The following is a 20,443-nucleotide window of genomic DNA, read 5'->3' on the forward strand; positions in this document are numbered from 1 at the left end:
CCTGTCGGCCGAAGCGCGCGCCAACCCACGCCAAACAACCCCACGCGAATTTTACGTACCGTCACCACGCATTCGTCAAACCATGCCACTCGACCCGAACTACCCACGCGATCTGATCGGCTACGGCCGCCACCCGGTGCAGGCCAACTGGCCGGGTCAAGCGCGTGTCGCAGTGCAATTCGTTCTGAATTACGAAGAAGGCGGTGAAAACTGCGTATTGCACGGCGACCCCGGATCGGAGCAGTTTTTGTCGGAGATCGTCGGCGCCGCAGCTTACCCGGCGCGCCACATGAGCATGGAGTCGATCTACGAATACGGCTCGCGCGCGGGCGTCTGGCGCATTCTGCGCGAATTCGAAAAGCGTGGCCTGCCGCTCACGGTGTTCGGCGTCGGCATGGCGATCGAACGCAATCCGGACGTGGCGCGCGCGTTCGTCGAACTCGGCCATGAGATCGCCTGCCACGGCTATCGCTGGATTCACTATCAGGACATGGCGCCGGAGAAAGAGGCGGAGCACATGCGCCTCGGCATGGAAGCGATCGAACGCGTGACCGGCGAGCGTCCGCTCGGCTGGTACACCGGCCGCGACAGCCCCAACACGCATCGTCTGGTCGCCGAACACGGCGGTTTCCTGTACGACTCGGACAATTACGGCGACGACCTGCCGTTCTGGATGGACGTCGAAGTCACCGGCGGCGCGAAGGTGCCGCAACTGATCCTGCCGTACACGCTCGACACCAACGACATGCGCTTCGCGAGCCCGCAAGGCTTCAACACCGCGGACCACTTCTTCACCTATCTGCGCGACGCATTCGACGTGCTGTACGAAGAGGGCGACGAAGCGCCGAAGATGCTGTCGATCGGCATGCACTGCCGCCTGCTCGGACGCCCTGGGCGGTTCCGCGCACTGCAAAAGTTTCTCGATCACATCGAACAGCACGATCGCGTGTGGGTGACGCGGCGCGTCGATGTTGCGCGCCACTGGCGCGAACATCACCCTTACCAACAAAACAACCGCGGGGCTGCGGCATGAAGGCGATGCAATACACACTGGACCAACTCAACAGCACCTCGACCGACGCGTTCGTCGCAGCGCTGTCCGGTATTTTCGAGCACTCGCCGTGGGTCGCGGAACTCGCCGCGCAGCAACGGCCGTTCGCCAGCATCGACGAGTTGCACCGCAAGATGTCGTCGCTCGTCGAGACCGCGGGCGAAGAGAAACAACTGGCGCTGATCAACGCCCACCCGGAGCTCGCCGGCAAAGCCGCGGTACGCGGCGAGCTGACCGCCGAATCCACGCGTGAGCAGAGCGGCGCGGGCCTCGCGCAGTGCACCCAGGAAGAGTTCGACAGACTGGTCGCACTGAACAGCGCCTATCGCGAGAAGTTCGGCTTTCCGTTCATCCTCGCGGTGCGCGGCTTCGACCGCCACGGCATCATCGCGAACTTCGAGGCGCGCGTGAACAACAGCCGCGCCGACGAATTGCGCGCGAGCCTCGATCAGATCTACCGCATCGCACGTTTCCGGCTCGACGACCTGATCGACGCGTGACGCTTCATTCACGCGTCGCGGACCCCGAACCGAAACGTTTTTTCAGCACTAACAAACATTAAGGAAGACAAAGATGGCACTCCCGATTCTCGACCCCAATGCACCGGAATTCACGCGTCGTTATGTGAATCTGGCGGACCCGCGTCTGGGCGCACAGGCGCTCGAGACCAGCGACGATTTCTTCGCGCCGAAGGAACGCATGCTGAATCCGGAGCCGGCCGTTTTCATTCCGGGCAAGTACGACGACCACGGCAAGTGGATGGACGGGTGGGAAACCCGCCGCAAGCGCGCGAACGGCTACGACTGGTGCGTCGTGAAGCTGGCGCGTCCTGGCGTGATCAAGGGCCTCGATCTCGACACCAGCCACTTCACCGGCAACTTCCCGCCGGCCGCTTCGGTGGAAGCCGCGCGCGTGGTGGACGGCGTGCCGAACCAGTCGACCCAGTGGACCGAGATCGTTCCGTCGACTTCGTTGCAAGGCAACAGCCACCATTATCACGAAGTCAGCGACGCGAACGCGTACACGCATTTGCGCGTGAACATCTATCCGGACGGCGGTATCGCGCGTCTGCGGGTGTACGGTCAGCCGCAAGTGGATTGGGCCGGCGCGAGCCGCACCGATCAGTTCGACCTGGCCGCGATGGAAAACGGCGCGTACCTGGTCGCGGCGAATAACCAGCACTTCGGCGCGGCATCGACGATCCTGATGCCGGGCCGCGGCGTGAACATGGGCGACGGCTGGGAAACGCGCCGCCGTCGCGAGCCGGGTAACGACTGGGCGATCGTCGCGCTGGCGCAACCGGGCGTGATCAGGAAGATCGAAGTCGACACGGCGCACTTCAAGGGTAACTATCCGGATCGCTGCTCGATCCAGGCTGCGTACGTGACGGGCGGCACCGACAGCTCGCTGATCACGCAGGCGATGTTCTGGCCGGTGTTGCTGGGCGAACAGAAGCTGAAGATGGACAACCAGCATTACTTCGAAAGCGAGATCGCGGCGCTGGGTCCGGTGACGCACGTGCGCTTCAACATCATTCCGGACGGCGGCGTTTCGCGTCTGCGTCTGTGGGGCACGCTCGCATCATGAAAACGCTCGCGATCGAACCGTTGACGAAAGAAGCGTTCGCCGCGTTCGGCGATGTGATCGAACTCGAAGGCGCGAAGCAGATTCCGATCAACCTCGGCACGACGATCCGCTTTCACGATCTCGCGAAAGTGGACGTGACCGACGAGAACGGCCGCACGCTCGTGAACCTGTTCCGCGGGCAGCCGCGCACGCTGCCGTTCGAAGTGAAGATGCTCGAACGTCATCCGCTGGGTAGCCAGGCCTTCGTGCCGCTGAACGACAAGCCGTATCTGGTCGTGGTGGCGCCGGCGGGCGAGCTGGACGAGTCGGCGATTCGCGCGTTCGTAACGAGCGGCTGGCAGGGCGTCAACTACGCGAAGGGCGTATGGCACCATCCGCTGATCGCTTTGGGCGACGTGAGTGACTTTATCGTGGTCGATCGCGGTGGGGATGGACTCAACCTCAATGAGCAGGATCTGGCCGAATCGCTGTGGCTCACGGAAGATGCGTTGAGCGCGGTGGCGGTTTGAGTATTGCCTGAGTGTTGTGGCAAGCAGGTCGATGTGAAAAAAGCCCACGGTGTACGCTGTGGGCTTTTTGCATTGGCGCAGCGAAAGGAGCGCCTCGCCGTCACCTCGTAACCGCTTCATAGCCGCCTAGTGACGCTCGCCGAGAAGCGGTGAACGCCCGATTACTTCACGCGCACGTTGCGCCGGCTCCGGTGCGGAAAATCCCGCTGCTTCGATCGCGGGTTTGAGCCCTTTGAACTGCAGACTCTTCTTCGGCGAGCGCAAAGAGGACATCCCGTCGTCCCAAGCATGCAGCATCTGTTTCGCCACGTTATGCCACTGCGTTTCGTTACGCGCCGCTTCGATCAATTCATGGCCGACGCTCACCGCCGAGTCGCACAACGCTTCGACCATCTGCGCGTATTGCCGCGGCGCGATGCCCATGCGCGTGTTGAAAAAACGCTCCAGCGTTTTGCCGGCCGCCCAGGTCTTGCGGCCGTCGATCGGCAAGCCCGGCGGATTGGCTGCGAAGCGCGGATAAGCCTGCGTGGTGACGATGTCGTAGACGGGCGTGAAGGCGACGTCGTCGACCGAGGTATAGAAGAGCGCAATGTTCTTCGTATGGCAGTCGGCGTTGCGCACCACGTAGTTCGTCAACAGATGCCAGCCTAGATGCTCGAGTTGCTGCCGCGAGGTGTCGCGATCGAGCAGATACGCTCGCGCGGCGTTGAGCAGTTTTTCGCTGGTCGAGTTGTATTTCTCGTGCGGCGGCAGACCCAACAGCCCGCACAGATCTTCGACACCATAGGCGGGTAGTCCCTGCACGTCGACGTCGAAGCGCTCGACAATCAGCGCCCGGCCATCGTCCGACATCTGCGTACGTGCAACGGGCGCGACGCCGAGTCGTTCCAGCACGCGCATCGAGTAGAACTCGTTGAAGCCGAGAAACGGCGTGCTGTCGTCCGAACCTTTGACGATGTGGCGGCTCGTGCGGATAGTCGGTTTGCCCAGCGTCATCGGCGTGGACACACTGACGGTGTCCTGAGGGGCGATGAACTTCGGCACGGCGCCCGAGATGGCCGCGCGCGCATAGTCGCGCACGAGTCGCGCGAAATGCTCGGCGGTGTTGTCGCCGTGCAGAATGTCCTGAACGTCGAGCGCTTGCAGATCGGTGCCCGGCGCCACGCCTTCTGGCGTCACGGTGACGCGGCCAATGCCCATCGCGCCGACCACGGCCAGCAGCGACAGATCGGTGCCGTCGAGCAGCGGACCGAATTGCTCGCGGATCAGATTCAGCAGATAGCCCTCGGGCAGATTCTGCCGGAAAAACGGATGCAGATCGCGCGGCCACCGCCAGGCTTCCTCGCGCACCGGCATGGTCAGGCTGACGAAGTCGGCCGCGCCCGCGTCGCGGTGGTACTTGAGGACGTAGTCGTCGCGCTCGCGATAAAGCGTGGCGACGTTCTTGCCCAATACCTGAACGTCAAGTTTCATGGGTTCGCGTCCGGCGAGCGTTGCTCGGCGAGGATGTCTTCAAGCGTGCGTCCATGCCCATGCGCCACGAACTTGAGGTCGTAGCCCGCCGCTTCGAGCAGACGCACGAGCACGGAGACGCTCATATCGTTTTTGGCGAGCGTTTCCATACGGGCGACCGTGGTGCGTGCAACGCCCGCGCGGTGCGCCAGCTCCTTCTGCGAGAGACTGCTTTCATGGCGCACGGCCTTGAGCATGTCGGATACGTCAGCGAGATTGGTCATGTGTAGCCTTGGGGCGTCATTTTCTCTGAATTCAGCACTCAGTGTAGCCCATGGGGCACAATTTTATTATTAACGTTTGTAGCCTATAGGCTACAAATCAATAAAATATATAGATTTTGTCGCTCACGGGACACATTTTTGACGTGATATTGGAATTTCAACAATTTCCCGCCTGCCGGCAACAAAAAAACGGGCTTTCCGCTCACGCGAAAAGCCCGCTTCCTGTCCCGCCAACCAGCTGCACACCGGGCGCGAAGCCCGGCCAAACTCGTTACTTCGCAGCGCCGCCTTCGAACCACGCGGCGATCTTCATCCGCTCGTCGTCGGTCATGTGCGTCACGTTGCCGAGCGGCATTGCCTTCAACGTCACCGCCTGCTGATAAATCCGCTGTGCGTTCTGCGAGATTTCATCCGGCGTATCCAGCAGCACGCCGGCCGGCGCGCTGCCCATCATCGTCGGATGTGCGGAGTGGCAAGCCACGCAGCGTTGCTGCAACACCGGCGCGATGTCGGCGATCTTCACGGACGGCGCGTTCGCGGCTTGCGCTTGCGGCACGATCGGCTTCGGCATGGTCCAGAAGAGGGCGCAGAACATCAGCACGATGCCGACCAGCGGCAGATACCACAGCACCTGGCCACGGTGACGCATCACGAAGAACTGGCGAATCAGCGCGCCGGCCAGCATGATGATCAGCAGCACGGCCCAGTTGTACGGATGCGTGTACGTCATCGCGTAGTGGTTCGACAGCATCGCGAACACCACCGGCAGCGTGAAATACGTGTTGTGCACCGAACGTTGCTTGCCGCGCTTGCCGTAGATCGGGTTCGGCGTGTCGCCCTTGAGCATCGCGTCGACCATCTTGCGCTGGCCCGGAATGATCACGAAGAACACGTTCGCCGACATGATCGTCGCCAGCATCGCACCCATGATCAGGTACGCCGCGCGGCCCGCGAAGATGTGGCAGGCGAGCCATGCCGCGATCAGCACGTACACGCCGACGCAGATGCCCAGCACCTTGTCTTTATTGCCCAGAATGCGGCACAGCGAGTCGTAGACGATCCAGCCGGCGGCGAGGAAGCCGAGCGCCGACGCCACGGCGACCACCGGGCCCATATCGAGCACGTTCTTGTCGATCAGGTACGTGGACGGCGAGAACAGATACAGCACGGTGAACAGACCGAAGCCCGACAGCCAGGTCGTGTACGACGGCCACTTCGACCAGTGCAGATCTTCCGGCATTTCCGGCGGCGCGACGGTGTACTTCTGCATGTTGTAGAAGCCGCCGCCATGCACGTGCCACAGTTCGCCGAACACACCGCGCTTGCGCTGGTTCGGGTCAGTTGGCGGCTTCAGGCTGTTGTCGAGTGCGACGAAATAGAACGACTCGCCGATCCAGGCGATCGCGGCGATGACGTGAAACCAGCGAATCGCCAGATTCAACCAGTCGGTGATAAATCCTTCCATGAACTCCTCCACTTCTGATTCGTTGTACGCGCAACGACGGCGGGCGCCTTCGGGGAGCCGGCTAGCGGGTCGTCGGCGGAGATGACGTCGCTGCGCAGACTGCGGGGTGAAAGACGCGATGCGCTCAGTTCGCACAGCGTCGTTTTTAATGTGTCTTCGTGTCGGATCGGATCAGGCCGGTCGAGCCGTCAGCGTTCTTCGATTGCGTTTCGCGGGTGCTTGCGGTGAGATCCGTTCCGGCATCCCGGCAGGCATCTGCGCAATGCAATCGAGCGTGAACGTCAGGGCGCGAACTCGACCGGGTCTCCGCCGGGTTTCGCGGCAGACGTTCGTTAGCTGCCCCGATACGTGCTGTACGACCACGGCGACACCAGCAGCGGCACGTGATAGTGCGCAGCTGCATCGGCCACGCCGAAGCGCAACACGACACGATCGACGAAACGCGGCTCCGGCACCTTCGTGCCGATCGACGCGAAGTAATCGCCGGCGCCGAACACGAGTTCGTATTCGCCCGGGACTAGCGCTTCGCCTTCGAGCAGCGGCTGGTCGCAGCGGCCGTCGTCATTGGTGGTGGTGGTTTTGAGCGCGCGGCGGGTGTCGCCTGAGAGCGCGAAGAGTTCGACCTTGATGCCCGCGCCGGGACGGCCGTTCGCGGTGTCGAGCACATGGGTAGTGAGCTTTCCCATTCGCAATTTTCCTTATGTGAATGCGAGGTTTCGGCGGCAGCCCGATCCAGATACGTTTGCGGCGGATCGAGGCTCCACGTCAGTGGCTACATACCCGTCGGCGAATTGAAGCGAGCGCCGTGGCAGCCATTGTAAAAAGGTTGTTCCGCTCAGCGCGCCCGAGATAGGAAAGATAATACCTGGCGCATGACAGACAGCCTGATGAAAGCCACGGCGAGTCGATTCGGTCGACTATTGCCGGTTGTTTCGATCGTACCGGGGCCAAAAAAGGCCCACTATATCGACAGCCTGAACTTGGGTATCGCTATGGCGTGAGTTGTCAGCATTATTTTGGCCGTCGAAGGTTACACCCGTGCGCTGCAACAGACCCGGGCCGAAGACGGCTCGAGCGCGGCACACGCCCCGAAGACGGCGTAATACGCTGGGTAACCGGGCCAACGGCGTTCGACGGGACGCGACGGCACGGTAGCGTGCCGTCACATCGCGTTCGGACGACTTTGCACGGAAGCATTAAAGCGGAGAAGCGAATGACGATGGAACAAACGGCTGGCAAGCCGAAGAAAACGATGCTGGTGAAGCACGCGGACGTGCTGGTCACGATGGACGGCGCCCGGCGCGAACTGCGCGACGGCGGCCTGTATATCGAGGACAACCGCATCGTCGCGGTCGGACCGACGGCGGAGCTGCCGCAAACGGCCGATGAAGTGCTGGACATGCGTGGGCATCTGGTGATCCCGGGGCTCGTGAACACGCATCATCACATGTATCAGAGCCTGACGCGGGCGATTCCCGCCGCGCAGAACGCTGAGTTGTTCGGCTGGCTGACGAACCTCTACAAGGTGTGGGCGAACCTCACGCCGGAGATGATCGAAGTCTCGACGCTGACGGCCATGGCCGAGCTGTTGCTGTCCGGTTGCACGACGTCGAGCGACCATTTGTATATCTACCCGAACGGCAGCCGTCTCGACGACAGCATCGCTGCGGCGCGCCGGATCGGCATGCGTTTTCACGCAGCGCGCGGCAGCATGAGCGTGGGGCAGAAGGACGGCGGTCTGCCGCCGGATTCGGTGGTCGAACGTGAAGCGGACATTCTGAAGGACACGCAGCGCCTGATCGAGACGTATCACGACGACGGGCGCTACGCGATGCTGCGCGTGGTGGTCGCGCCGTGTTCGCCGTTCTCGGTGAGCCGCGATCTGATGCGCGAGTCGGCGGTGATGGCGCGTCAGTATGGCGTGTCGATGCATACGCACCTGGCGGAGAACGTCAACGACATTGCGTATAGCCGCGAGAAGTTCGGCATGACGCCGGCGGAGTACGCGGAAGACCTCGGCTGGGTCGGTCACGACGTATGGCATGCGCACTGCGTGCAACTCGACGACGCGGGCATCGAACTGTTCGCGCGCACGGGCACCGGCGTCGCGCATTGCCCGTGCTCGAACATGCGGCTCGCGTCGGGCATCGCGCCGATCAAGCGGATGCGTCTCGCGGGCGTGCCGGTGGGTCTCGGCGTCGACGGTTCGGCGTCGAACGACGGCGCGCAGATGATTGCGGAAGTGCGGCAGGCGTTGCTGTTGCAGCGGGTCGGCTTCGGACCGGACGCGATGACCGCGCGCGAAGCGCTGGAAATCGCCACGCTGGGCGGCGCGAAGGTGCTCAATCGCGACGACATCGGCGCGTTGGCGCCGGGTATGGCGGCGGACTTCGTGTCGTTCGATCTGAAGCAGCCGCTGTTTGCCGGTGCCTTGCATGACCCGGTCGCGGCGCTGGTGTTCTGCGCGCCTTCGCAGGTGAGCTATAGCGTGATCGGCGGCAAGGTGGTGGTGAAGGACGGCCAGTTGGCGACGCTGGAACTCGGGCCGGTCATCGAGCAGCACAACCGGCTGGCGAAGACGCTGTACGAGGCCGCGGCGTAATAGAAGGGAAAAGAGAGAAGGGTAAGAAGGAGAAAAGCGGAGTTGCCGGCGGCCGCCATCAAACGGCTGCCGATAACTCGCCAGACAAACAACGCGTTAAGGCTTGTCGATCAAGGTCTTGGTCGCTTCGGCGACCAGGCTGCGCAACCAGCGCACTTCGTCGGAATAATGCACGCGCTCGTGCCACAGCTGGTAGTACTGCATCGGCGGGAAATCGAGCGGCGCGGGCACCACGGTGAGCGGCAGGAACTTGGCGTAGTAGTCGGCAAACAGGCGCGTCGTCGTGAAGATCAGATCGGACTTGATCAGCACGTACGGCGCCAGATTGAAGTACGGCAGGGTCACGACCACATGACGCTTGAGCCGTTCGCGTGCGAGGTGCACGTCGATCGCGCCGCGTTGGCCCACCGAATACGGAGTTGGCGCAAGATGCGGTGCATTCAGGTACTGGTCGAGCGTCAACCCGCCGCGTTTGGCGAACGGATGCGCGTTGCTCATCAGGCAGACGATCTGATCGACGAACAGGTTCGACAGATGCAGTTGCTCCGGCGGTTCCGGCCAGTTGCCGACCACGGTGTCGAGCTTGCCGTCTTCGAGCGCGAGTTCGTAGTCGAAAGCGGGCCCAAGCGAATGAAACTCGAGCGTCGCGTTCGGCGCCGCCTGACGGAAGCGTTCCACCACCGTCGGCACGAACAGCACGTTCAGGTAGTCCGGGCAGCCGATCCGGTAGCAACGGATCGAGGTTGCGGGGTCGAAGTTGTGCTGCTGGAACTTGATGCGTTCGATTTCGCGCAGCGCGTTCTGCACCGGTTCGAGCAGGCGCAGACCGTATTCGGTCGGCACCATGCCGGACTTACCGCGCACCAGCAGCGGGTCGCCGGTGATGTCGCGCAAACGGCGCAGCGCCGCGCTGATCGCGGGTTGCGATTGATTCAGTTTGACGGCCGCGCGCGTGACGCTGCGTTCCATCAACAGGGTGTGCAAGACGCGTAATAGATACGTATCGATCGCCTCGCGTTGCTGACTCATGACTTCTCCGAAATATATGTTCTGGCTGATCGAGCGGGCATGGGGGTATATGCGTTTTAATATGAACTCGGGTTCACGTCAAGGGAGGGATACCCGCAGATCGCGCAGTGGCGTGGGTTTGCGGGGAATTTTGATGGCTCGACTGAGTGGGTCGAATTAGGTATTGTCATCCGGTTAAGGTGACGGATCGTCTGCCGGCAAGGCGGGCGGCCGCGCTGTAACCGGCAGTCACTGACGTACTACGGAATCACATGAGCGACTCTTTTCATAGCGACGGCGCCGCCGCGCAGCCGGCAACCAGGCCGGAACAGGCGGCGCCCCGGTTGATGCTTCAGGGCATCACCAAACAGTATCCGGCCGTGCGAGCCAATGACGACGTCACGTTGATCGTCGCGCCGGGTGAAATCCATGCCGTGCTCGGCGAAAACGGTGCCGGCAAAAGCACGCTGATGAAGATCATCTACGGCGCGGTGCGACCCGACGCGGGTGAGATTCGCTGGGAGGGCCAGGCGGTCGAGATCGCCAGTCCGGCGGCGGCGCGCAAGCTCGGCATCGGCATGGTGTTCCAGCATTTTTCTCTGTTCGAGACGCTCACGGTCGGCGAAAACATTGCGCTCGCGCTAGACGAACCCTTCGATCTGAAGACGCTCTCCAAACGGATTCGCGAAGTCTCCGCCGACTACGGCCTCGACATCGACCCGCAGCGTCACGTGCATAGCCTGACGGTGGGCGAGCGGCAACGCGTTGAGATCGTGCGTTGTCTGTTGCAGAACCCGCGTCTGCTGATCATGGACGAACCGACTTCGGTGCTCACGCCGCAAGCGGTGCGCAAGCTGTTCGCGACGCTCAGGCGTCTCGCGGCCGAAGGTTGCAGCATCCTCTACATCAGCCACAAGCTCGACGAAATCCAGGAACTGTGCGACACCGCCACGGTGATGCGCGGCGGTCGCGTGACGGGACATGTGAAGCCGAAGGGCGAAACGCACGCGTCGCTCGCGCAGTTGATGGTGGGTCATTCGCTGCCCGATTACACGCGGCGTGAACACAATCCGGGTCCGGTGCTGCTCGACGTGAAGACGCTGTCGGTCGCGAGCGACGATCCGTTCGGCACCTCGCTCGACAACGTGTCGTTCGGCGTGCATGCCGGCGAGATCTTCGGCATCGCGGGTGTGTCGGGCAATGGTCAGGCGGAACTGCTGTCGGCGCTGTCGGGCGAAAAGCGGGGCGTGCGCGCCGACGCGGTAACGATTTGCGGCAAGGCAGCCGGGCGCCTCGGCGCGGGTGGCCGGCGCGCGCTCGGTTTCGGTTTCGTGCCGGAAGAGCGGCTGGGTCGCGGCGCGGTGCCGGCCATGACGTTATCGGAAAACGCGCTGCTTACCGCGCATCGGCAGCAGATGGTGAGGTCGGGCTGGATCAACGCGGGCGCGATGCGCGCGTTCGCCCAACGCTGCATCGACGCGTTCGACGTGCGTTGCGGCGGCGCCGAAGCGCTCGCGCAAAGTCTGTCGGGCGGCAATCTGCAGAAGTACATCATGGGCCGCGAGATCCTGCAGGCGCCCAAGGTGCTGGTGGTCGCGCAGCCCACCTGGGGCGTCGACGTCGGCGCCGCGGCGTTCATTCGTCAGCAGTTGCTCGATCTGTCGGCGCGCGGCGTGGCGATTCTGGTGATCTCGGAGGAACTGGAGGAGTTGTTCGATATCTGCGACCGCATCGCGGTGCTCGCGGGCGGGCGGCTCTCGCCGGTGCGCGCCACCGGCGCGACCAATGCCGAGGAAATCGGCCGCTGGATGGCGGGCCTGTTCGGCGGCCGCGAAGGCGCGGCGCCGTCGGCGGAACAGCCGGCGCATGCCTGAGCGCAAGCGCGATGCCAACGCTAGCGCCAACGCCAACACGTTCGCTCCATAAAACCAGAACCTGAACGACCACGACACGCACCCCATGATTCTTCCGTATCGACTCGAAGCCCGCACGACACCCTCGCGCACGATGCAGCTCGCCGTCCCGCTGATCGCCGCGTTGCTCACGCTCGCGATCGGCTTTCTGATCTTCAGCCTTGTGGGCCGCGATCCGCTCGAAGCCATGCACGCATTTTTTATCGAGCCGCTGTCCAGCGTGAACGGTTGGTCGGAGCTGCTGCTGAAGGCGTCGCCGTTGTGCCTGATCGGCCTCGGTCTCGCGATCGGCTATCGCGCCAATGTGTGGAACATCGGCGCCGAAGGGCAGATGCTGCTGGGCGGCATTGCCGCGAGCGGCGTCGCGATCTATTTCGATCAGGCAACCGGCTGGTGGATTCTGCCGACCATGATGATTGCCGGCGTGCTCGGCGGCATGGCGTGGGCGGCGATTCCCGCGCTGCTGAAAAGCCGCTTCAACACCAATGAGATTCTCGTCAGCCTGATGCTCACGTATGTCGCCACGCAACTGCTGATCTATCTCGTGAGCGGTCCGTGGCGCGATCCGCAGGGGATGAACTTTCCGCTGTCGGAAATGTTCAGCGGCGACGCGTTGTTCCCCACGTTCTCCGGCGACTGGCACTGGAAATGGTTTCGCGGCACGCGTTTGAACGCGTCGGTATTCATCACGCTGGTCGCGATTCCGCTCGTGTGGCTGTTCATGCGCAAGAGCTTCGCGGGCTACCGGATGAACGTCGGCGGTCTCGCGCCGCTCGCCGCGCGCTACGCCGGTTTCTCCGACAAGAAAACCATCTGGACCTCGCTGCTGATCAGCGGCGGCCTCGCGGGTCTGGCCGGCATGGGCGAGATCGCCGGTCCGATCGGCCAGCTCCAGGCGACGTGGTCGCCGGGCTACGGCTTCACCGCGATCATCGTGGTGTTCGTCGGACGGCTGCATCCGATCGGTATCGTGCTCGCGAGTCTGTTGATGGCCTTGCTGTATCTCGGCGGGGAGGCCGTTCAGACCTCGATGCAATTGCCGCAGGCGCTTTCCGGCGTATTCCAGGGGCTGTTGCTGTTCTGCCTGCTGGGCGCCGACCTGTTCGTGAACTACCGTGTGCGGCGCCGATCTCTCGCCGCGCAAGCTCACTAAATTAGCTCACGTCCTAGATACTGACTCCCGCCGGATTGCCATGGATATCAACCAAGCCAGTGCGCTCACCTCGAGCGCCGTCACCGCCGCGATTCCGCTGATGTTCGCGGGCGCGGGCGAACTCGTCGCCGAAAAATCAGGCGTTCTCAACCTCGGTGTGGAAGGCATGATGCTGATGGGCGCCGTGAGCGGCTACGCGGTCACCGCGATCACCGGCAACCCCTGGCTCGGCGTGCTCGCCGCGATCGGCGCCGGGCTCGCGATGTCGCTGCTGTTCGCCTTCCTCACGCTCACCATGCTCGCCAACCAGGTCGCGACCGGCCTGTCGCTGACGATCTTCGGCATCGGCCTGTCGGCGTATGTCGGCAAGCCGTACACGTCGGCGGCGGTGCGCGCGACCATCGACACATGGACCATTCCCGGTCTCTCGAAGATTCCGGTGCTCGGGCCCGCGCTCTTCAGCCTCACGCCGCTCGATTACCTCGCGTTCCTGATGTTCGCGGTGATCGGCTGGTTCCTGTACCGCACGCGCGCGGGTCTCGTGCTGCGCTCGGTCGGCGAATCGCCGCAGGTCGCGCATTCGGTCGGCTTTCCGGTGGTCGGCGTGCGCTACGGCGCGGTGGCGTTCGGCGGCGGCATGGCTGGGCTCGCGGGCGGTTATTACTCGATCGTCAATCTGCACCTGTGGCAGGAAAACCTGACCTCGGGACGCGGCTGGATCGCGCTCGCGCTGGTCGTGTTCGCGACGTGGCGCCCGGGCCGTCTGCTGATCGGCGCGCTGCTGTTCGGCGCCGTCACGGGGCTGCAGTTCTACGCGCAGGCGATCGGCGTGCCGGTGCCGACGCAATTTCTCGCGATGCTGCCGTACGTCGCGACCGTCGTGGTGCTGGTGCTGATTTCGCGCAATCCGAACACGATCCGGCTGAACGCACCGGCATCGCTGGGTAAACCGTTTTTCTCGGCAGGCTGACCGACCAGGTTTCGACCATCCGTTTCCAGACGTTTCCAGATCATTCGATAAACACGACAGGAGAAAACATGAAGAGAAGAAATCTGCTGACCGCATTCGCGTGGGGCGCGGCCTCGCTGGCGCTCGCCGCGCCGCTCGCGCAAACCGCGCAGGCCGCCGACGCACCGGGCGTCGCGTTCGTCTACCTCGGCAATCCGGGCGATGCCGGCTGGACCTACGCGCACGATCAGGGCTCGAAGGAAGCGGAAGCGAAGTTCGGCAACAAGATCAAGATCACCCGCATCGAGAACGTGCCCGAATCGGCCGACTCCGAGCGCGTGTTCCGCGATCTCGCGAACAAGGGCAACAAGATCATCATCGGCTCGAGCTTCGGCTATCAGGATTTCGAACTGAAGGTCGCGAAGGATTTCCCGGACACGGTGTTCCTGCACGCGACCGGCTACAAGAAGGCGCCGAACTTCGGCACGTATGACGTGCGCATGTACCAGGGCGCGTATCTGGCGGGCGTCGCCGCCGGCTACGTGACGAAGACCAACACGCTGGGCTTCGTCGCCTCGGTGCCGATTCCGGAAGTGATCCGCAACATCAACGCGTACACGCTCGGCGCGCGCTCGGTGAATCCGAAGGTGCATACCAAGGTTATCTGGATCAACAGCTGGTTCGATCCGGGCAAGGAAAAGCAGGCGGCTGAAACGCTGATCGGCCAGGGCGCCGACGTGCTGCTGCAAAACACCGATTCGAGCGCGACGCTCGCAACCGCATCGGAAAAGCACGTGCATGCGTTCGGCTGGGATTCGGATATGAAGAAGTTCGGTCCCGACGCGCATCTCGGCTCGGTGGTTGCGCACTGGGGCGTGTACTACAACGCGGCGATCCAGCAGGTGCTGGACGGCAAGTGGAAGAACGATCCGGTGTGGTGGGGCATTCCGCAGAAAGCCGTCAACCTGGAGGATCTGAATACCGGTGTGATTTCGGCTGACGCGCAGAAGCAGGTCGCGGCGAAGCGCGACGAACTGGCGGGCGGCAAGTGGGACGTGTTCACGGGCCCGATCAAGGATCAGTCCGGCGCGGTGAAGGTGCCGGCCGGCAAGACGCTCGCCGATCCGGAACTGCAACGCCTGAACTGGTATGTGGAAGGCGTGGACGGGACGCTGCCGAAGTAAGTTGCGATTCAACGCGCACTTCAACGCGCGTTTCAACGTATTGCGATCGACCAGGCGGCGGTCTCAGCAACCGCTGCTTTAAGGCGCTGCGTCCAGTACGGACGCAGCTTTTTTTTGCTTCGGACTAATAGCTTGGGGCTCGCTGGCCTCGGGCTTGGCGCGGGCTTTAGCAAGGCACGCCGCGCGCCGACCTCAATTCCAATCTCCATCTCAATCGATGCGCAGGCCCACCTTGATGGTCACCTGCCAGTAAGCGACCTTGTCGTTCTCGATCTGGCCCCGCGTTTCCGTGACTTCGAACCAGTGCAGATGGCGCAGCGTCTTCGACGCTTTGGCGATTGCGGTGCTGATGGCGTCGTCGATCGACTTGGTCGATGAACCGGTCAGCTCGATCTGCTTGTAGACGTGTTCGGACATGGACTGCCTCCTTTCTCTCTTCGTTGGTGTTCAAAAAGTATAGGCAACGGGTCATGCGCCGCACGCCGCTTGCGCGAACCCGTTCGCGTTCGCTCAAGTGCATCAGGCTCGCATGACCCGCATGACCCGCATGAGCGAGTCATATCGCACATCGCGTGCCCGATATCCGGCGGCCTCGCGCGGCCGTTATCATGTCCGCGCAACTCAATCTGACAGTCGACGAGGTTCGAACGTGGAAATTGGTTTTTGCGGTCCCGGTCTGATGGGCGCGCCGATGATCCGGCATCTGCTGCGCGCCGGGCATACCGTGCATGTATGGAATCGCACGCGCGCCAAGGCCGAAGTGCTGATCGCGGATGGCGCGAAAGTGGTCGATACGCCGCGCGAACTGACGGCGCGCTGCGAAGCGGTGCTGCTGTGTGTTGCGGATGCAGCGGCGGTGGAGCAGACGGTGTTCGGCGCAGACGGTTTGTTGAGCGGCGTTCAGACGTCCGAGCCGAGCCGCGTGCGCTGGATCGTCGATCACTCCAGCATTCCGCCGGCCGCGACGCGCGCATTCGCGCAGCGTGCGGCGGATGTGACGGGTGTGGCGCTCGCGTCGACCCAGTCGCCCCACGAACGCACCAACGCGCCACACATCGGCTGGATCGACGCCCCTGTCTCCGGCGGCGTGGCCGGCGCGAACGCCGGCACGCTGGCCATCATGGCCGGCGGCGCGGAGGCCGACGTAGAAGCGGTCAAGCCGCTGCTCAGCGCGTACGCGGCCCGCGTCACCCACATGGGCGACGTCGGCGCGGGCCAGACCACCAAACTGTGCAACCAAACCATCGTCACCGCCACGCTCGCGGCGATCGCCGAAGCCGTGAGCCTCGCGCAACGCAGCGGCATCGACGCCGCCAAACTGACCGAAGGCCTCGCCGGCGGCTGGGCCGACTCCGTGCTGCTGCAGATTTTCGTGCCGCGCATGACGCAAGGCGGCCTCGCGCCGATCGGCGCGTTCCGGACCTTTCAGAAAGATATCGACACGGTGGCCGCCACCGCGTACGAGACCGGCACGCCGATGCCGGTGTCGTCGACGGTTCAGCAACTGCTGCGACTGGGCGCGGCGATGGGACTCGGCGAGGCCGATCTGTCGGCCTTCATCGACGTTTTGCAGACGCCGCGCGGCGTCCAGCGCCAGTAACGCGGCGCGCGTGCGGGTTGAATTCGCGATAACCTGCTAAAATATTGGGTTTTTCGCCGATATCACATTCAAAGGGACGCGCCGTGCTGTCTACCGCCAATATCACCATGCAATTCGGGCCAAAGCCCCTCTTCGAGAATATCTCGGTCAAATTCGGGGGAGGGAACCGCTATGGCCTGATTGGTGCGAACGGCTGCGGTAAATCGACCTTCATGAAGATTCTGGGTTCCGACCTGGAACCGAGTTCCGGCAACGTGATGCTTGAGCCGAACATCCGCCTCGGTAAATTGCGTCAGGACCAGTTCGCGTACGAAGACGTGCGCGTGCTCGACGTCGTGATGATGGGCCACGCCGAAATGTGGGCCGCCATGACCGAGCGCGACGCGATCTACGCGAACCCCGACGCGACCGACGACGACTACATGCACGCGGCCGAACTCGAAGCGAAGTTCTCCGAGTACGACGGCTACACGGCCGAAGCACGCGCGGGCGAGTTGCTGCTGGGCATCGGCATTGCGATCGAGGACCACAACGGTCCGATGAGCAAGGTGGCGCCGGGCTGGAAACTGCGCGTGCTGCTCGCGCAGGCGCTGTTCTCGAAGCCGGACGTGCTGCTGCTGGACGAGCCGACCAACAACCTGGACATCAACTCGATCCGTTGGCTGGAAGACGTGCTCAACCAGTACAACTCGACGATGATCATCATCTCGCACGATCGTCACTTTCTGAACCAGGTCTGCACGCACATGGCCGACATGGACTTCGGCACGCTGAAGGTCTATCCGGGCAATTACGACGACTACATGCTGGCCAGCACGCAGGCGCGCGAGCGTCAGCAGAACGCCAACTCGAAGGCGAAGGAACGCGTCGCCGACCTGCAGGACTTCGTGCGCCGCTTCTCGGCGAACAAGTCGAAGGCGCGTCAGGCCACCAGCCGGATGAAGATGATCGACAAGATCAAGATCGAGGAATTCAAGCCGTCGTCGCGTCAGAACCCGTTCATCCGCTTCGAGTACGAAAAGAAGCTGCATAACATCGCGGTGGTGGCGGAGAAAATCTCGAAGAAATACGAGCGCACGATTTTCAACGACTTCAGCGTCAGCGTGCAGCCGGGCGAGCGTATCGCGATCATCGGCGAGAACGGCGCGGGCAAGACCACGCTGCTGCGCTCGCTGCTCGGCAAACTGACGCTCGATCACGGTACGGTGAAGTGGGCCGAAAACGCGAACGTCGGCTACATGCCGCAAGACACGTACGAAGAGTTTCCGGACGACCTGACGCTGATGGACTGGATCGACGGCTATCGTCAGGAAGGCGATGACGAGCAGATGGTGCGCGGCACGCTCGGCCGGCTGTTGTTCAATGCCGACGACATCCGCAAGTCGGTGAAGGTGCTCTCGGGTGGCGAGAAGGGCCGCATGATCTGGGGCAAGCTGATGCTGGGCCGCCACAACGTGCTGCTGATGGACGAGCCGACCAACCACATGGACATGGAATCGATCGAGTCGCTGCAGATCGCGCTGGATAAGTTCGAAGGCACGCTGATTTTCGTGTCGCACGACCGCGAGTTCGTGAGCGGGTTGGCGAACCGGATCATCGAAGTGAAGACGAATGGCACGTTGAATGACTTCGGTGGGAATTATGAAGATTTCCTGCTGAGCCAGGGCGTGCAGTAACTGTCGTAAAACGTCCGTTCATGTCAACCCTTGTCCCCTTGGACAAGGGTTGACATATCGATTGCCGGGCAATCGCTCACTTCGCAATATCAAGCCTGCCTTGCACAATTCACGGTGACGAGATCGCGTCAGCACAAGATCTGCTGCTGTCGTCACTGATGTGAATATTTTGCATTCCAATATCGCCCTCCATCGCGCTTGAACGGTGTGCGCCACCAACCGATTTCCGGATTCGGTTCACTCGCGCTCACTGTCTGTCGTAAGCCGCAGCGTTTCGAAGAAAGCACATTGTCGAATACTGCGCGCGTCTGAAAAACCGGCCGTTCAATCACTGAAAAAGGCGGAATAAATGCCTGTGCAATTCAATAATTGCCTCGATATTCGTTCCGCATTGAATTGGTTTGCCCTTTGCAAAATGTCACAGTTGTCTGATTGCCTTCGCACGATCGTAATACGTAAAATTGCGCGAATTAGCCGTGATTACCTGTTCGTGCTCGACTGCGTCTCCACGTTGGGCGTATTCGCTTAAGTCGTCCGCCGGAAGGACGATTCAGAGCATCACTAACGATCGCGGTGAGACGACACCGATCTTTACACCGTCCCCGCAAGAAGTGCCGCTACAAGCCGTGAAACCGGAGCCGGCTTAAGTCGAAGCGTGGCAATTCGCGGGCGGCAGTAAGCCATCCATTCAACGCGACCATTTGGAGGACATGACACATGTCGGCCACGATGGAAACGATCGCGACCTGCACGACAGTCAACGAGGACAGGAAAACGTATGCCGAGTTGCCGCCGAATACGAAGGGCTATTTGCAGGAGAAGATCGAATATTCACTGAAGGCCCCGGATATCATCAACGTCAGACTGCCGGACGGTTCGAACACGATCTCAATGCTCAAGCAAATCGTGATGACCGCAGCGATTCATGTCGATGAAAAACTGGCAGATTTCCGCTGGCAGTACAAAGCGGAGGTCAGCTTTGATATGTGGCCGAATTTCGCATCGAATGGCGAAAATGCCCCTATCCCATTTCTTAGCGCCAGTGTGGATAAGGGTCCGGGCCGTCGCCATAGCACGAGTCCGTTTCCGAAAGGGCTGGTGCCCGGCTACTTGCGCCGGCCGGACGTGATCATCGTGAGAACTGCCGCTGACCGTTGGCCGGGACGCAGTCCAATCGATCTTCAAGGCAATCCGCACATCGATAATTCGTTGCGGCTGGTTGAAGTCAAGTTTCCCGGCGACAGTTGGGGTTCAGGTCAAGAAGATGCCTATCGAAAAATTGCGGGAGCGCCGGGGGAATACACGCATCGCATGACCGTGATCGACGTGAGCGACTGTCACGGCGATCTTGAAAAGGCCCGCGTACGAGCGCTCGCCATGTCGCCGGAACAGCGTGAAGCTGAACTGCGACAGAAGCGACGTGAACGACAACTGCGCGCGCACCGATCCGAAGCAAGGAGCCGATTCCGGAGCCCGCATGGTACGAAGCCTGGGTTCGACGGGCCGAAGAAGCCGGCGACGTGACAGTCGCAGCCGTGTGGGATGCATTGAATGGTGGCGCGGATTACCTGTCGGCTGAAATGCACGCGTGGTTGCAGCAGCATGCGCCGTGGGCACTCACGGCAGGGCAGTGGGTCGTCGATAAATCAAGCGCTACATGGCGATGGGTGGACGAGAAAGGCAACGAGATTCACCGTTACACAACTTCGCAGTTAAAGACCGGCTGGGAAGCAATCGCGCGAACCACTGACATGACGTGGGACCTGCTGAAGCAAGTCAACTGGACGCAGATCGGCACATCGTTCATCAAGGGGCTGGTGGCTGTGGTAGCCATCGTTGCGGGCGTCGTGGTCGTCATCGTGCTCGCGGAAGTCCTGTTGGCGATCCTGCTCGCGCTCGCGGCAATTGTCGCAACAGCCTCAGGCGCAGTCGTCGCGGCGCTGGCTGTCGCGCTCGGTGTATCCGCTGCCGCTGCGTGAGCGTGGCCACAGCTAATATTGGTGAGAAATT

Annotated in this window: 19 protein-coding genes; 13 read left to right on the forward strand and 6 right to left on the reverse strand. The window is 62.2% G+C overall.

Annotated elements, in window-relative coordinates:
* Positions 1 to 82: 82 nt before the first annotated feature.
* From puuE to GGD40_RS00315, 4 genes are all read left to right on the forward strand, one after another.
* Complete coding sequence (gene puuE / locus GGD40_RS00300; RefSeq protein WP_179742435.1) at positions 83 to 1,033, forward strand: allantoinase PuuE; 951 nt, start codon at positions 83 to 85, stop codon at positions 1,031 to 1,033.
* Positions 1,030 to 1,551, forward strand: coding sequence for a 2-oxo-4-hydroxy-4-carboxy-5-ureidoimidazoline decarboxylase (gene uraD, locus GGD40_RS00305; RefSeq protein ID WP_179742436.1), 522 nt, complete (start codon positions 1,030 to 1,032; stop codon positions 1,549 to 1,551). Before puuE ends, uraD begins: the two co-directional genes overlap by 4 nt.
* A gap of 73 nt (positions 1,552 to 1,624) precedes the next feature.
* On the forward strand, positions 1,625 to 2,638 hold the full coding sequence (gene alc / locus GGD40_RS00310) for an allantoicase (RefSeq protein ID WP_179703988.1): 1,014 nt from the start codon (positions 1,625 to 1,627) through the stop codon (positions 2,636 to 2,638).
* A complete protein-coding gene (locus GGD40_RS00315) occupies positions 2,635 to 3,147 on the forward strand; it encodes an ureidoglycolate lyase (protein ID WP_035545975.1) in 513 nt (170 codons plus the stop codon). Before alc ends, GGD40_RS00315 begins: the two co-directional genes overlap by 4 nt.
* A 126-nt stretch (positions 3,148 to 3,273) precedes the next feature.
* On the opposite strand, the gene GGD40_RS00320 is transcribed toward GGD40_RS00315, so the two are convergent.
* From GGD40_RS00320 to uraH, 4 genes are all read right to left on the reverse strand, one after another.
* Positions 3,274 to 4,620, reverse strand: coding sequence for a type II toxin-antitoxin system HipA family toxin (locus tag GGD40_RS00320; protein WP_179703989.1), 1,347 nt, complete (start codon positions 4,618 to 4,620; stop codon positions 3,274 to 3,276).
* Entirely contained in the window at positions 4,617 to 4,883 is a 267-nt protein-coding gene (locus GGD40_RS00325; protein ID WP_035545971.1) for a helix-turn-helix domain-containing protein, read from the reverse strand. Before GGD40_RS00325 ends, GGD40_RS00320 begins: the two co-directional genes overlap by 4 nt.
* A 271-nt stretch (positions 4,884 to 5,154) precedes the next feature.
* Positions 5,155 to 6,348: a urate hydroxylase PuuD gene (locus GGD40_RS00330; protein ID WP_179742437.1), complete on the reverse strand. Its 1,194-nt coding sequence runs from the start codon at positions 6,346 to 6,348 to the stop codon at positions 5,155 to 5,157.
* Between the two features lie 332 nt (positions 6,349 to 6,680).
* Positions 6,681 to 7,034: a hydroxyisourate hydrolase gene (uraH, locus tag GGD40_RS00335; protein WP_179742438.1), complete on the reverse strand. Its 354-nt coding sequence runs from the start codon at positions 7,032 to 7,034 to the stop codon at positions 6,681 to 6,683.
* Between the two features lie 527 nt (positions 7,035 to 7,561).
* On the opposite strand from uraH, the gene GGD40_RS00340 reads away from it, so the two are divergent.
* Complete coding sequence (locus tag GGD40_RS00340) at positions 7,562 to 8,950, forward strand: 8-oxoguanine deaminase (protein WP_179742439.1); 1,389 nt, start codon at positions 7,562 to 7,564, stop codon at positions 8,948 to 8,950.
* A gap of 96 nt (positions 8,951 to 9,046) precedes the next feature.
* On the opposite strand, the gene GGD40_RS00345 is transcribed toward GGD40_RS00340, so the two are convergent.
* Positions 9,047 to 9,979 (reverse strand): LysR substrate-binding domain-containing protein, encoded by a 933-nt coding sequence (locus tag GGD40_RS00345; RefSeq protein ID WP_172176057.1) that lies wholly within the window; start codon positions 9,977 to 9,979, stop codon positions 9,047 to 9,049.
* A 251-nt stretch (positions 9,980 to 10,230) separates the two neighbouring features.
* Between GGD40_RS00345 and GGD40_RS00350 the strand changes: the two genes are divergently transcribed.
* The 4 genes from GGD40_RS00350 (at position 10,231) to GGD40_RS00365 (ending at position 15,157) form a co-directional block, all read left to right on the forward strand.
* On the forward strand, positions 10,231 to 11,832 hold the full coding sequence (locus GGD40_RS00350) for an ABC transporter ATP-binding protein (protein WP_179703994.1): 1,602 nt from the start codon (positions 10,231 to 10,233) through the stop codon (positions 11,830 to 11,832).
* An 85-nt stretch (positions 11,833 to 11,917) separates the two neighbouring features.
* On the forward strand, positions 11,918 to 13,024 hold the full coding sequence (locus GGD40_RS00355) for an ABC transporter permease (protein WP_179742440.1): 1,107 nt from the start codon (positions 11,918 to 11,920) through the stop codon (positions 13,022 to 13,024).
* A 40-nt stretch (positions 13,025 to 13,064) separates the two neighbouring features.
* Positions 13,065 to 13,994, forward strand: coding sequence for an ABC transporter permease (locus tag GGD40_RS00360; RefSeq protein ID WP_035545959.1), 930 nt, complete (start codon positions 13,065 to 13,067; stop codon positions 13,992 to 13,994).
* 68 nt (positions 13,995 to 14,062) lie between these two features.
* Positions 14,063 to 15,157, forward strand: coding sequence for a BMP family ABC transporter substrate-binding protein (locus GGD40_RS00365; protein ID WP_105510668.1), 1,095 nt, complete (start codon positions 14,063 to 14,065; stop codon positions 15,155 to 15,157).
* A 210-nt stretch (positions 15,158 to 15,367) separates the two neighbouring features.
* Here the strand turns inward: GGD40_RS00365 and GGD40_RS00370 are convergent, their stop codons facing one another.
* Positions 15,368 to 15,574 carry a dodecin gene (locus GGD40_RS00370; RefSeq protein ID WP_035545955.1) on the reverse strand — a complete coding sequence of 69 codons (207 nt, stop codon included), beginning with the start codon at positions 15,572 to 15,574 and terminating at the stop codon, positions 15,368 to 15,370.
* Positions 15,575 to 15,806: 232 nt separating this feature from the next.
* Here GGD40_RS00370 and GGD40_RS00375 point away from each other — a divergent pair, with 232 nt between their 5' ends.
* From GGD40_RS00375 to GGD40_RS36730, 4 genes are all read left to right on the forward strand, one after another.
* Positions 15,807 to 16,757 (forward strand): NAD(P)-dependent oxidoreductase, encoded by a 951-nt coding sequence (locus GGD40_RS00375; RefSeq protein WP_373565239.1) that lies wholly within the window; start codon positions 15,807 to 15,809, stop codon positions 16,755 to 16,757.
* 83 nt (positions 16,758 to 16,840) lie between these two features.
* Entirely contained in the window at positions 16,841 to 18,433 is a 1,593-nt protein-coding gene (locus GGD40_RS00380) for an ABC-F family ATPase (RefSeq protein ID WP_179742441.1), read from the forward strand.
* A 717-nt stretch (positions 18,434 to 19,150) separates the two neighbouring features.
* A complete protein-coding gene (locus tag GGD40_RS36725) occupies positions 19,151 to 19,957 on the forward strand; it encodes a VRR-NUC domain-containing protein (RefSeq protein ID WP_257030299.1) in 807 nt (268 codons plus the stop codon).
* Entirely contained in the window at positions 19,954 to 20,412 is a 459-nt protein-coding gene (locus tag GGD40_RS36730; protein WP_257030300.1) for a hypothetical protein, read from the forward strand. The genes GGD40_RS36725 and GGD40_RS36730 overlap by 4 nt, the downstream gene beginning before the upstream one ends.
* The last annotated feature ends 31 nt before the right edge of the window (positions 20,413 to 20,443 follow it).

This window comes from Paraburkholderia bryophila (genome assembly GCF_013409255.1).
Lineage (GTDB): Bacteria > Pseudomonadota > Gammaproteobacteria > Burkholderiales > Burkholderiaceae > Paraburkholderia.